This window comes from Bradyrhizobium liaoningense (genome assembly GCF_018130825.1).
Lineage (GTDB): Bacteria > Pseudomonadota > Alphaproteobacteria > Rhizobiales > Xanthobacteraceae > Bradyrhizobium > Bradyrhizobium liaoningense_B.
In genome coordinates this window covers 1296840-1309615 of the sequence record NZ_JAFCJS010000001.1, presented here as the reverse complement: position 1 = coordinate 1309615, position 12776 = coordinate 1296840, and the positions used below count along the sequence as shown (strand labels likewise).

The following is a 12776-nucleotide window of genomic DNA, read 5'->3' as shown; positions in this document are numbered from 1 at the left end:
GCGCTCCCGCGTCGGAACGATGACGGCACGCCACGTTTCACGACCGAACTAAGTTTAAAGCACGCGGTAGCGGATCGTGTAGGCGTCCTGCGGGGCGGCTGCGCCCGCCGCTGGCGAAGCGATGCGATCGGCGAGGTGCCAGGGGCCGAACTCCAGGGAGCGATGCGGCTCGGCGGCAAGGCGGAGGCGGAATTCGAACGTGCCCTTGCCGGGCAGGCTCACGACCAGCACGCGGTCCGCGGTGCGGTGGTTGAGCGCCACCGCGCCGCGCAGCACCGCGCGGCCGTCGGCGAGATCGCGCACGTCGCCAACCAGGGCCAGGGTCTGGTTGCGGTCGGTGTGCAGCTCGATCTGGCTGTCGCTCACCGTCGCCAGCATCTCGCGGGGCATGCGGATCTCGAACTCGACCGCGGGCTTGGACGGATTGAGGCCGAGATAGGCGAGCGCGGCGTGGCGCATGTCGTAGCCAGCAAAGGCGAGCAGGGCGATGGCGGCGAGCGTGGCGAGGCCGTGCCTGACGACGTCGCGCCAGCTCCGGTAGCTCAGGCGGAAATACACCGTCATCGCCAGCGCCACCGCGAGCGCCGTGGCGATGCCTGATAGCGCCGACATCAGGATGCCGAGCCCGCCATCGGCGGATTCGGTCAAGAGGCTGGACAGGGTGTTCATGGCGCTGGCTCGCCTTGCGGCCTAAGGGACCAAAATTGCTTTAACAATCAGCGGTTGGTCGCAAGAGCGGGAACACCGGTTCAACTCGCTGATTGTCAGCGTGAGAAGTCGCGGCTAATGACGGTCCGCGGCGATCCGCCTTACGGGAAAGTTCCGATGTCCGTCCAAATGGTCCTGCTGCCTGTCTTCGTGCAGGTCGGTCTCACCTTCGCGCTCTTGATCGGCATGGTTTTCGCGCGCCGCAAGACGCTGGTTTCGGGCGAGACCAAGATCCGCGACATTGCGCTCGGCGAGCCGAACTGGCCCAAGGACGCCACCCAGATCGGCAATTGCTACCGCAACCAGTTCGAGCTGCCGGTGCTGTTCTACGCCCTGATCGCGCTGGCGCTGCCCTTGCGCCATGCCGATCTCTTCATCGTGCTGATGTCCTGGGTGTTCGTGGTGGCGCGTTTTGCCCATGCCGGCGTGTTCGTCTCCTCTAACGATCTCGGCCGCCGCTCCACGATCTGGCTCGCCGGCGTGCTCGTGCTGCTCGCGATGTGGATCTACTTCGCGCTGAGAATGCTCCTGGTGATCTGACGCTTAGCCGTCGCATCCAATCTGAAAGATTCAAATGACCCCCGCTGCCCGGCTGTCCGCAGCCATCGAACTGATCGACACCATCGAGAGAGACCGCGTGCCTGCGGCCAAGGCGCTGAAGGAGTGGGGCACCGCGCACCGCTTTGCCGGCTCCGGCGACCGCGCCGCCATCGCCGGCCTCGTCTGGGACGTGCTGCGCCGCTACGCCTCGAGCGCGTACCTGATGGACGCCGACACCGCGCGCGCGCGGCTGATCGGCATGCTCCGCCTCGAACGCGACATGGACACGGCCACCATGGCCGCGCTGTTCGACGGCAGCCGCTTCGCTCCGACGCCGCTGACCGAGGCCGAAGAGGCGGCGCTCAGCCATCGCTCCCTGAAGGACGCGCCGGCTTCCGTCGCCGGCGACTACCCGGAATGGCTCGATCCGCACTTCGCAAAAGTGTTCGGCGAGGACCGCGCCGCGGAAGCCGCCGCGATGGCGAGCCGGGCGCCGCTGGATTTGCGCGTCAACACGCTAAAATCCAATCGCGACAAGGTGCTGCGCAATCTTGCTCATCTTCATGCGAAACCGACGCAATGGTCGGCAACGGGTTTGCGCATCGAGCTTTCGGCTGATGCGCGCAACCCCGGCGTCCAGGCGGAAGAGGATTTCATCAAGGGCGCAATTGAAGTGCAGGATGAAGGATCGCAGCTTGCGGCCCAGTTCACCGCGGCAAAACCCGGCGAGCAGGTGATCGATCTCTGCGCCGGCGCCGGCGGCAAGACGCTGGCGCTCGCCGCCCTGATGCAGGGCAAGGGCCGGCTGATCGCGACTGACCGCGACAAGCGCCAGCTTGCCCCGATCCACGAGCGCCTGTCGCGCGCCGGCGTCCACAATGCCGATATCCGCACGCCCAAGGGCGAGGCCGATCCGCTGGCCGATATCCGCGGCTCAGCCGACCTCGTCGTGATCGACGCGCCCTGCACGGGAACCGGAACCTGGCGCCGCAACCCCGACGCCAAATGGCGCATGCGGCCGGGGGCGCTGGAGATCCGCCTGCGCGACCAGGCCGAGGTGCTCGCGCGTGCGGTTCCCCTGGTGAAGCCGGGCGGCCGCATCGCCTACATCACCTGCTCGGTGCTGTCCGAAGAGAACGGCGAGCAGGTGAGGGCGTTCGTCGGCCGCCATCCCGAGTTCGCGGTGGTGCCGCCCGAGCAGACCGCGAGCGTGCTCTGGGACAAGGCCGAGGCTTTTGCCGACGCCGCGCTGCAGTCGGCCGAGGGCTGGCTGATGACGCCGCGGCGGACGGGAACCGACGGGTTCTTCGTCTCGGTGTTGAAGAAGACGTAGCTCTCGTAGGGTGGATTAGCCGGCGGCTGCGCAAAGCGCAGACGCTGGCGTAATCCACCTTCTTCTCTGTCCGGGGAAGCATGCGTTGGTGGATTACGCCGAGCGGTTTGCGCTTCGCGCAATCCGCAGGGCTAATCCACCCTACGGCACCGATGATCGACGTTGTCATTCTCCCCAAAAGCAAAAGCCCCGCAGACCGATCCCGGTCGCGGGGCTTTCTTTTTCTAGCGTTCTGCCGGTACGTCCGCGGTCAGAACGTTGCGCGGGCGATTAGCCGACGCGGAGATTGTCAGCCGACGACTTGCCGCTGCGGCGGTCGGCGACGATGTCGAACGAGACCTTCTGACCCTCGTTGAGGGACGAGAGGCCGGCACGCTCGACGGCGCTGATGTGGACGAAAACGTCCTTCTGGCCGTCGTCCGGCTGGATGAAACCATAACCCTTTTGGGTGTTGAACCACTTCACGGTGCCCATAGCCATGGGGAACTTCCTTTAGTTAGTTAGAGACGGTACGCACGTGGGCCGGTACGCGTCGCTGCGCCCATAGCCCTGATGAGTCGATGTTTTGGAGAAATCATCTGAAGCGTGCGCGCCTGTCTAAAGACGAGGCGAAGCGGCCCAGTCGTTCGGCCAAGTATCGATGATCACAATATAGCGAGATAATTGGACTTCTTCAAGGCACCACCCGTGGCCCGGCACGTTCCGGGACTTTGCTATTTTGCGGTGCAAATGCACCGCAAATCAGCCCTCAGTCGACGATAAACAGCGTCGCGCCTGACGCCGTCGAGGACCGGTGCGCGGCGTCGCCGAAGTCCGAGACCTGGTAGCTCATCCCCGCCGTCAGCTTGAATTTGCGGCCGTCGCGCAGCTCCGAATCGAGCTCCCCCTTGACCACGAAGATGACGTGGCCGCGGTCGCACCAATGGTCGGCGAGATAGCCCGGCGAATACTCGACCATCCGCACCCTGAGGTCGCCGATATTGAGCGTGCGCCATGTGGCCTCGCCGGCCTCGCCGGCATGCCTCGTCGGCGCAACCTTGCTCCAGTCGGTGACGGTGAAGGGGGAGGTCGGGAGTTTCATCGGGGAATCCTGTGTCAGAGCCGGCGGTGCCGTTGTTAGCGCACGCACGTGCCGCAGTCTCCGTCATTGCGAGCACAGCGAAGCAATCCAGTAATGCATCCGCAGCGACAGTCTGGATTGCTTCCGCCTTCGCCAAGGCTTAGGCGGACAAGTCGCTGCGCTCGCAATGACGCCTGTGGTCCAGCGCGCTCCATTTCCATCACCGTCACCCTGAGGTGGCCGCTTCTTCAGCGGCCCTCGAAGGGCGACGGCCCGGCTGCAGCTCGGCCGTGCATCCTTCGAGGCTCCCGGCGCGATGCGTGGCATCGCGCCACTCGCACCTCAGGATGACGGGAAATGAGCGAAATCGCTGCTCAAAAAGCGCAAGTCCGTAGGGTGGGCAAAGCATCCGGCTTCGCTCGAAGAGCGAAGGCGGAAGCGTGCCCACGATGTCTCGGCGATCCCGAAGAGATGGTGGGCACGGCGCAAGCGCGCCTTTGCCCACCCTACGAATGCTCATCGAGAGGCGGCACTCACCCCACCAAATGGTTCGCCGATCCCTGTACGATCAGCCCCGCATCGTTCACCCGCAGATACTCGCAGATCTTCTTGCCCCGCTCGTTCGCGTAGAACACCACGACGCTGTCGGGGCTGACGAACACGTCGATCAGCGAAAAGTGCAGCTCCGGCAGCAGCCCCAGCGCCTTGCCCCAATAGGCCCGCAAGCTTTCCTTGCCGCGCACCGTGCCGCTGGCGTCGAACCCCATCACCGGAATCCGGTCCGAGGTCATCACCGCCGCCTCGTCATAAAGCGCGAGCACGCATTCGAGATCGCGCGCGTTCCAGGCCTCGACCCAGGTCCGGCCGAGCGCGGCGAGCGTTGCTGGCTGATGGTGCTGTGACACGAGCGTTTCTCCCTGATCGGCCCCTGTTTGCTGGTGGGCAATTAGGTCAATAATACTTACCTATATCGATTTGTCCATGCCCAAAGAAGAATGTGGGCGCGCGGGCCAGCGCGGTTGCGGGCAGGGGCGCGGTCGCGTATCTGCTTGCCATGACAGCAGCACAGAACGACCGCTCCGCGTCGACGCCCTCCGTGGCCTCGGCGCATGACAAGATTCTCATCGTCGACTTCGGCAGCCAGGTGACGCAGCTGATCGCGCGTCGCGTGCGCGAGGACGGCGTCTATTGCGAGATCGTCCCGTTCAACAAGGCCGAAGAGGCCTTCAAGGAGATGAAGCCGAAGGCGGTGATCCTCTCCGGCGGCCCGGAATCGGTGCACGAAGCCGGCTCGCCCCGCGCCCCGCAATTGATCTTCGATTCCGGCGTCCCCGTGATGGGCATCTGCTACGGCCAGATGACGATGGCGGCCCAGCTGGGCGGCGAGGTCGAGGGCGGCCATCACCGCGAATTCGGCCGCGCCGATGTCGAGGTGAAGGCGCCGAGCAAGCTGTTCGAGGATGTCTGGTCGCCCGGTGGCAAGAACCAGGTCTGGATGAGCCATGGCGACCGCATCACAAAAATGCCGCCGGGCTTCTCCGTCGCCGGCACCTCGCCGAACGCGCCCTTTGCGATTATCCAGGACGAGAAGCGCAAATATTACGGCCTGATGTTCCACCCCGAAGTGGTGCACACGCCCGACGGCGCCAAGCTCATCCGCAACTTCGTGCGCAAGATCGCCGGCCTCACCGGCGACTGGACCATGCGCGCCTTCCGCGAGGAGGAAATCGCAAAGATCCGCCAGCAGGTCGGCAAGGGCAGGGTGATCTGCGGTCTCTCCGGCGGCGTCGATTCAGCGGTCGCGGCCGTGCTGATCCACGAGGCTATCGGCGACCAGCTCACCTGCGTGTTTGTCGATCACGGCCTGATGCGCCTCAACGAGGCCGAGCAGGTCGTCGACCTCTTCCGCCACCACTACAACATCCCGCTCGTGCACGTGGATGCCTCGAAGCAATTCCTGGGCGAGCTCGAAGGCGTCACCGATCCCGAAACCAAGCGCAAGACCATCGGCCGCCTCTTCATCGAGGTGTTCGAAGCTGAGGCCAAGAAGATCGGCGGCGCCGATTTCCTCGCGCAAGGCACGCTCTACCCCGACGTGATCGAGAGCGTCTCCTTCACCGGCGGACCTTCGGTCACGATCAAGTCGCACCACAATGTCGGCGGCCTCCCCGAGCGCATGAACATGAAGCTCGTCGAGCCCTTGCGCGAGCTGTTCAAGGACGAGGTGCGCAAGCTCGGCCGTGAGCTGGGCCTCCCCGAAATCTTCGTCGGCCGCCACCCGTTCCCGGGCCCGGGCCTCGCCATCCGCTGCCCCGGCGACATCACCAGGGACAAGCTCGACATCCTGCGCAAAGCGGACGCCGTCTACATCGACCAGATCCGCAAGCACGGCCTCTACGACGAGATCTGGCAGGCTTTCGCCGTGCTGCTCCCGGTGAAGACGGTCGGCGTCATGGGCGACGGCCGCACCTACGACTACGTCGTGGGCCTGCGCGCCGTCACCTCCACCGACGGCATGACCGCGGACTTCTACCAGTTCGACATGAAATTCCTGGGCGAGACCGCCACGCGCATCATCAACGAGGTGAAGGGCGTGAACCGGGTGGTGTACGACGTGACGAGCAAGCCGCCTGGGACGATTGAGTGGGAGTGATGAAAGGGCGCGGTGTCGGACGGCGAGTGCGTCCGCCAAGAGAGCTCGTGACAGGAGTTCACACTGCCTATGATAGGGGGCTAAGGGCGCTTCATGGGCGACGGGCACTTCCGAGATTAATCTATCACTACTGCGACGCCACTGCCCTTCTTGGTATCCTTCAGAACCGCCAGATTTGGGCGACACATACAGATTATCTCAACGATGAGGACGAGTTAGCGTCATTGTTCAAGAACGTCGCGAACCACCTCGGTGCGCGACACTCCAAAGGATCCGAGTTCCTCGTTGAGCAATTCCGGCAGACCTCCGAGGTGGGAGCAACCTTCCGCCGAACGCTAATTGGACTCGGCGTTTACGTAGCCTGCTTTTCTGAAGATGGAGATGTGCTCAGTCAGTGGCGAGCATATGCGGCGGACGGAATGGGCTTTGCCATAGGCTTCGATCCGAGCAAGCTTCGAGTCTTATCCGATCATGAGGCTAACCTTAAGCGGATGATCTATGGTGGATCCGCTGAGGAGCAAATAGTCACTGGATACTTCTCGGACTTTGCTTCTGCGCTCGCACCGTTCGCAAGTCGGCTTCATACCTATGGATGGCCAGAGACGACTTTCGAGAGTTGGGTGCAATTGAGGATCAGCGAGTTTCTGCATGAAGTCGCGTTCGAATGTAAGCATCCGGCCTTTCACGAAGAGCGAGAGTGGCGAATCATGGCCCTCAGAGGCGAGGTGCGATACAGAGCTTCGGCTAATCGCTTGGTTCCTTATCGAGTGCTCGATATGACGAGCGCTCAGGATGAGAAACTTATGCCGATTGAAGAAATTGTAATCGGACCGCGCGCCCCCGCAATGGAGAGCACGCGCGTTCTTACATATCTCGCGGATTCATTGGGGTATGGCCACTCTGGCATCACGTTTCGTCGTTCAAGCGCACCATATCGCAAGTAAGCGTGCTTGCTTGCGGTCAGCTCGTCGGCCAAATAATTCGCGACGGACCTACCGAGATCTAGACAAGTTCGTCATGCACTTCACTGACAGAGTGTCGCCTTAACGTCCGCCCGGATACTGAACGGGTTTCCGATTCTCTGGTTCGGACAAGCTTTCATCATCTTGCTCGGCGTCTGTCTATTTCAGGCGAGTTTGGCCTTTCCGGCTCCGCTGAATTCGATGATGCTGGTCGCCAATTTTTCGACGGCCTGCTTGTTATTCTGCGCCCAAATAGTGGTGAAGGCCAAGCTCACCGTTTGTGCGGGTATTAATCCCAACTTCGCGCCGAGTTGCGAAAAGAGCAAGTGGGTATCTTTGTTTGATAAGCGAACTTGCTTGCAAGCCTCGAGGACGCGATCGCTTTCAGTAAATTCTTGGAGGAGAGCAACGGACAACTTGCCGCCGATCGCTGGCCACGACTCTACGCAGCTATCGAACACGAATGCTTCGGGTGCATTGCCTGGAAGACGAAATACGCCTTTGGAGGGATTCTCGTCTTGCTTCGAATCCCCGTCTATCACGCATACCGAAGGGACGCTAATTGCTGGATTAGCATTATGATAGCTGTTCATTGCCGCGGCTGCTCCGTCGCCGGCCATCGCGTGCACCTGAAAGTGTTCGATAGGGCGATTGGTGCCCTGCCGGAGTATTGATTCCACCCAGGTTTTTGCGAAATCGTCCTCAACGAATACCACCGATGAAGTTTCGATCTGCCCAGTAATTGCCCGTAGGGACGCAATATCGAGTTTTCCCTGAAACAGCTTGTCTTTTGTCGCCGCCCAGATTGCTTTGCTTGGTAAGGGTTGAAGGGCTTCATTCGAATGTGTCGTGAAAATGACTTGGATCTTTTTGCGCTCAGCAGCCCAAATCAGATATTCGACCAGCCGAATTGTGGCGACCGGATGCAATCCATTCTCGATTTCTTCGATCAAAACTAAAGTCTGATCCTGTGCCGTTTCGATGGCCGCAACCATGCGGATGATGCTCGATTCCCCGGCGCCAAAATGAAACTCGGAGTATTGGACGCCGTTCAATGTCTGTCCTGTTAGCAGAGTGACGTCGCCGGATGCGTGGATTTTCAGTTGCTTGAATCCACTTACGTCCTTATCCAAAATTCGAGAAACTGCTTGATTTAGATCCTGCGAAAAGCCGACTATCTGACTCTCGGGTACAGAAAATTTTCGAGAAGTACAGCTTAGCAGTTCCCTTCGCTCGCTTGCAGGCACGGTTCGAGAGACGCCGAAGACGAGAACTTGCCTATCCATGGCGTCACGATTCCATTTAAGGCTCTTAAAGCTAGCGGTTCGCCTGATGTGATCTTTGGGGGCAACCTTTCGATCAATGAGCTCGTACTCAATTGACCAATCTTGCATCCCAGCGTCGTACTTCCCGCTCTTCGAGAAGAACGTACGAGGTGCAACATCTTTGTAGATGATGCCCGCAGCACCCAAGACAGTGGTTTTGCCTCCGCCGTTCGGGCCTATGATCGCAGTGACAGGAAAATCGAAAGAGATGGGCTCATCGCTAAATCCGCGAACCTTCTTGAGGACCATCTTTGCCAGATATTGTCCGTAATTTCGCTCTCTGGCCTTGTCGAGTAAGGCATTAATTGTGCTGTCGCGCACTTCGCTCTTGAACACGGCTCGCTCCCCGGAATCATTGCATCTTATGTCAAATGGATTGGTGCGATGAGTTAGACGAAGGCGTATTGCACCACATTATGATAGTGATGGTCATAAACCAGTTTGCCTCCGATATGGCGCGACGAAATTGTCGGGATGGGTCTCCTCCACAACCTTCGTAATGTCCCAAGCCAGCCGACCATCCTTGCGTCCCGAAGTCTCGCGATTGGTCTCGCTTCCCGTGGCTCCCACAGAAGGCCGATGAGAGCTATGGAGACACCATGGCTGGCACGCACGGACTGAGCATGGTTGGCCGCGCGCCGTCACCTCCACCGACGCAATGACGGCAATGTGAAATTCCCCACGTATGCCTGCTCCAAATTTCAGCATCAAGTTAGTTCGCTTTAAGGGTGTATTGTCTTAGACTGTCGCCCGCGAGGGCGGGGCTGCTTCGTGCCTGATATCGCTTGCTGGAAGCTCCCGGCCGTCGATCCAAAACCCGTCGATCCACGACCTGCAGGGAGCAAATCATGGCCTGGCCTACGCTTGCCGAACTCGTGTCGAACTTCGCGCCGATGCTTCATCTCGACAAGGACGAGGTCAATCTGCCCTCGTCGACCGACTGGTACATCAACCAGGTCGGCTACCAGGCCGCCGGCGGCATCTATTCCGGTCCCGGTCAGTGGAATTGGGGGACGGTCGAGCAGAGCAGTCCCGACGACTATCTGGTCGCGCCGCAGGTCATATGGGCCTCGCTGATGAAGGGCTATCTTCCCAGCGCCACCAGCTATGTCCATGTCCTGCCGGTCGACGACCGCACCGACTTGGTCGATCTGCAGTACTGGCTGTTCTATCCCTATAACGGGCAGGAGATCTGCGAGGTCACCGGCTGGACCGGCTCCACCGGTCGGGCCTTGATGCCGCTCTCGATCCATTGGGGCGACTGGGAATGCGTCGTCGTACGCGTCAATGTCGCCCAGCAGGTCGTCGGCGTGTTCTTCTCGCAGCATTCGGGCGGACAATGGTGCTCGCCGAACGACGGCTTCCTGACGTTCAGCAGCGGCACGCATCCGAACGTCTATGTCGCGAGCGGATCGCACGCCAACTATCCGGCCTCGAGCAACGACACCTATGAGATCGACGGCGTCGACGTGTGGGATGTGCGCTTCGCGGTCGCCGATTACGCGCGGGGCGGCGGTCCGAACGTCAATCTGGCGACGCCCAACCCGCCGGTCGTGATCCAGAACGATGCGCAGGCGATCCTGCCGACTCCCGTGACCCCGCCGCCCTGGCTTGCCTTCAAGGGGCGCTGGGGACAGCCGCTCGAGCCCACGCTGACCGATGCGCAGATCGGCTCAATGGTCGCCGCCGCCGCAAACGGCATGCAGCTGAACTCGGCGGTCGAGGATGCCGTGCAGTACGTCGCGAACTCGACGACGCTGCAGGCCTGGCTCTCCGAAGTGATATTGCCGATCGTGAAGGGCGACCTGACCGGCCCGACGACCCCGTCGCAGAGGGGCTCCTGGGCCGTCACGCCGACCTTCCTGCCGTTCGGCACCGACACGCCGATCAAATCGAGCGCCAGCCTCGTTCCGGTGGCGCTGGCGACGATGCCGGGATCGGAGATCATCTGCATCGGCATGGGGCTTCTCCCGCCGATGATGGGTGCGTGGAGCTTCAATCAGGGCCAATGGACCAAGGCACCGTCGCCGACGATGAACCAGCTCGCAGGACTGGCCGCCTGCGCGACGCCCTCGGGCGGCCTTGCGCTGCTCGGTCTGCTCAATCAGAAAAGCCTCGTCGCCTACACCTCCTCGACAGGGTCCGGAGGACCATGGAGCGTGCCGGGGCTCTGGCCCGCGCCGGCGGCCAAGACCGGGGCCAGCATCGGACAGTACAACGGCGCCTGGTACATTGCCTGGGGCGGCAGCGACGGCACCATCCAGTATCTCAGCACGACCGACTGGGTGCACTTCAGCTCGCCGCAACGCGTGATGCTCCCCGGCGACAACGGTCCGGTGGCTGCGACGATCGCGGGCGATGCGCTGGTCGCGCCCGCGGTGGAGTGCTGCGGCGGCTCGCTGGTGATCGTGGCGCCGGTCGCAGGTCTCGAGAAGGGGATGCCGACCGTGCTCGGCGCCTATGTCTCGCCCGACGGATCGAACTGGACCGGCCCCAACCTCTTGCCGAGCATGTCGCTCTATTCGGATTCGAGCGGCGCGCTCGCGGGAGGGCCGAACGGAACGCTCTATTGCTTCTACGCCGACAGCAACAAGAAGGTGCGCTACGCGGTCACCAGCGACGGCGCGGACTGGAGCGATTCAGGCACCATCGCCGGCGCGCTGTCCATACGGACGCCCAGCGTGATCCCCTGGCAGGGCGGCTTTCTGGTCGTGCATCCCGGCAAGGGGTCACCGACGCTCTACTGGAACAGCGCGACGTTCGAGTGAAGCGCGGCGGATCGCTGCACAGCAGCCCGGCACAAACGCGGGATGTCGGCTGCGCTGTCCCATGATAGCCAGCCACATCGTCCCCCCCGGAGCCCGTGTTCATGTCTGCTGCTATTCAAGCGCCCGCCACCGCGACCGAGACCGACCCTGAATCGCTCGGCTGGATGAAGGGTTTTCCGCCGGCGGCGGAGCGGACGATCACCTTTCAGAACGGCTCGTTCCGCAGCTTCCCCGAGCTGCGATGGGCCTGGAGCAATGTGCGCCAACTGGTGCCGACGGTGAACGTCTGGCGCGGGCCGGGGCCGGCCTCGGTGCTGCCGCGCGCGGACCGCGACATCGGCGCGGTCGCCTCCACCACCATGGACGGCCGTCCGATGACCTTCGCAAACATGCTGGAGGAGACGTATACGGACGGCATCGCCGTGCTGCACCGGGGCAAGCTGATCTACGAGCGCTACTTCGGTGCTTTGAAGCCGCACAAGCCGCATATCGCGATGTCGGTGACGAAGTCGTTCACCGGCGTGCTCGCGGGCATGCTGGTTGCCGAGGGCAGGATCGATCCGCAGGCGCCCGTCACGGACTATGTGCCGGAGCTGAAGGCCGGCGCGTTCGGCGACGCGCGCGTGCACGAGGTCATGGATATGACCACGGGGCTCGAATACACGGAAGTTTACACCGACAAGAACTCACACGTCTGGGGCCTCAGGCGCGCCAACGGCATGGCGCCGATCCCGCCCAGCTATGACGGTCCGACCAATATTTTCGATTTCCTCGTCGCGCAGAAGAAGCAGGGCGAGCACGGCAAGGCCTTTGCCTACAAGACCGTCAACACCGACGTGCTCGCCTGGATCGTCAGGCGCGCCAGCGGCATGACGCTGTCCGATCTGCTCTCCGAGCGCATCTGGCAGCCGATGGGTGCGGAGGAGGACGCGTATTACCACGTCGACCGCATCGGCACGGAAAGCGGCGGCGGTGGTCTTTCAACGACACTGCGCGATCTCGCCCGCTTCGGCGAGACCATGCGCAATCACGGCCGCTTCAACGGCCGGCAGATCGTGCCGTCGACAGTGGTCGAGGACATCGCCCGCGGCGGCGACCCCGAAAAGTTCAAGCCGGCCGGCTATACGACGCTGCCAGGGGCCTCCTATCGCAATCAATGGTGGGTCACGCACAATGAGCACGGCGCCTACATGGCGCGCGGCGTCTACGGCCAGGGCATCTATGTCGATCCCAAGTGCGAGATGGTGATCGCGCGCTACGCCTCGCACCCCGTCGCCGGCAACGCCGCCAACGACCCCGTGACGCTGCCGGCCTACATGGCGCTGGCGAAGCAACTGATGGCGGGCGGGTAGGGAGGCTGCGTAGGGTGGATTAGCCTGCGGCTGCGCGAAGCGCAGTCCGCCGGCGTAATCCACCAGTTGTGCCGT

11 protein-coding genes are annotated in these 12776 nt (G+C 62.3%); 6 read left to right on the top strand and 5 right to left on the bottom strand.

The window, feature by feature from the left end; translation table 11 throughout:
* Positions 1-54: 54 nt before the first annotated feature.
* Entirely contained in the window at positions 55-669 is a 615-nt protein-coding gene (locus JQ603_RS06455) for an acriflavin resistance protein (protein ID WP_212337477.1), read from the bottom strand.
* Between the two features lie 156 nt (positions 670-825).
* On the opposite strand from JQ603_RS06455, the gene JQ603_RS06450 reads away from it, so the two are divergent.
* The gene (locus JQ603_RS06450; protein WP_026312432.1) at positions 826-1248 is read left to right on the top strand and encodes an MAPEG family protein; all 423 of its coding nucleotides are present in this window, start codon (positions 826-828) and stop codon (positions 1246-1248) included.
* 34 nt (positions 1249-1282) lie between these two features.
* Positions 1283-2581, top strand: a complete 1299-nt coding sequence (locus tag JQ603_RS06445) for an RsmB/NOP family class I SAM-dependent RNA methyltransferase (RefSeq protein WP_212337475.1) — start codon at positions 1283-1285, stop codon at positions 2579-2581.
* Between the two features lie 270 nt (positions 2582-2851).
* On the opposite strand, the gene JQ603_RS06440 is transcribed toward JQ603_RS06445, so the two are convergent.
* The 3 genes from JQ603_RS06440 to JQ603_RS06430 form a co-directional block, all read right to left on the bottom strand.
* A complete protein-coding gene (locus tag JQ603_RS06440; protein ID WP_008141931.1) occupies positions 2852-3061 on the bottom strand; it encodes a cold-shock protein in 210 nt (69 codons plus the stop codon).
* A 268-nt stretch (positions 3062-3329) separates the two neighbouring features.
* A complete protein-coding gene (locus tag JQ603_RS06435; protein WP_212337473.1) occupies positions 3330-3662 on the bottom strand; it encodes a DHCW motif cupin fold protein in 333 nt (110 codons plus the stop codon).
* 512 nt (positions 3663-4174) lie between these two features.
* Positions 4175-4546, bottom strand: coding sequence for a nuclear transport factor 2 family protein (locus JQ603_RS06430; RefSeq protein ID WP_212337471.1), 372 nt, complete (start codon positions 4544-4546; stop codon positions 4175-4177).
* A gap of 149 nt (positions 4547-4695) precedes the next feature.
* On the opposite strand from JQ603_RS06430, the gene guaA reads away from it, so the two are divergent.
* Positions 4696-6294 carry a glutamine-hydrolyzing GMP synthase gene (gene guaA, locus JQ603_RS06425; protein ID WP_212337469.1) on the top strand — a complete coding sequence of 533 codons (1599 nt, stop codon included), beginning with the start codon at positions 4696-4698 and terminating at the stop codon, positions 6292-6294.
* Between the two features lie 224 nt (positions 6295-6518).
* The gene (locus JQ603_RS06420) at positions 6519-7238 is read left to right on the top strand and encodes a DUF2971 domain-containing protein (RefSeq protein WP_212337467.1); all 720 of its coding nucleotides are present in this window, start codon (positions 6519-6521) and stop codon (positions 7236-7238) included.
* Between the two features lie 182 nt (positions 7239-7420).
* Here the strand turns inward: JQ603_RS06420 and JQ603_RS06415 are convergent, their stop codons facing one another.
* A complete protein-coding gene (locus JQ603_RS06415; RefSeq protein ID WP_212337465.1) occupies positions 7421-8917 on the bottom strand; it encodes an ATP-dependent nuclease in 1497 nt (498 codons plus the stop codon).
* Between the two features lie 512 nt (positions 8918-9429).
* Here JQ603_RS06415 and JQ603_RS06410 point away from each other — a divergent pair.
* A complete protein-coding gene (locus tag JQ603_RS06410) occupies positions 9430-11349 on the top strand; it encodes a Vps62-related protein (protein WP_212337463.1) in 1920 nt (639 codons plus the stop codon).
* 101 nt (positions 11350-11450) lie between these two features.
* Positions 11451-12701, top strand: coding sequence for a serine hydrolase domain-containing protein (locus tag JQ603_RS06405; RefSeq protein ID WP_212337461.1), 1251 nt, complete (start codon positions 11451-11453; stop codon positions 12699-12701).
* The last annotated feature ends 75 nt before the right edge of the window (positions 12702-12776 follow it).

Coding starts and splice junctions, on each gene's coding strand:
- JQ603_RS06440 (WP_008141931.1), bottom strand. CDS start 3,061: ATGGCTATGGGCACCGTGAAGTGGTTCAACACCCAAAAGGGTTATGGT.
- guaA (WP_212337469.1), top strand. CDS start 4,696: ATGACAGCAGCACAGAACGACCGCTCCGCGTCGACGCCCTCCGTGGCC.
- JQ603_RS06450 (WP_026312432.1), top strand. CDS start 826: ATGTCCGTCCAAATGGTCCTGCTGCCTGTCTTCGTGCAGGTCGGTCTC.
- JQ603_RS06455 (WP_212337477.1), bottom strand. CDS start 669: ATGAACACCCTGTCCAGCCTCTTGACCGAATCCGCCGATGGCGGGCTC.
- JQ603_RS06445 (WP_212337475.1), top strand. CDS start 1,283: ATGACCCCCGCTGCCCGGCTGTCCGCAGCCATCGAACTGATCGACACC.
- JQ603_RS06410 (WP_212337463.1), top strand. CDS start 9,430: ATGGCCTGGCCTACGCTTGCCGAACTCGTGTCGAACTTCGCGCCGATG.
- JQ603_RS06435 (WP_212337473.1), bottom strand. CDS start 3,662: ATGAAACTCCCGACCTCCCCCTTCACCGTCACCGACTGGAGCAAGGTT.
- JQ603_RS06405 (WP_212337461.1), top strand. CDS start 11,451: ATGTCTGCTGCTATTCAAGCGCCCGCCACCGCGACCGAGACCGACCCT.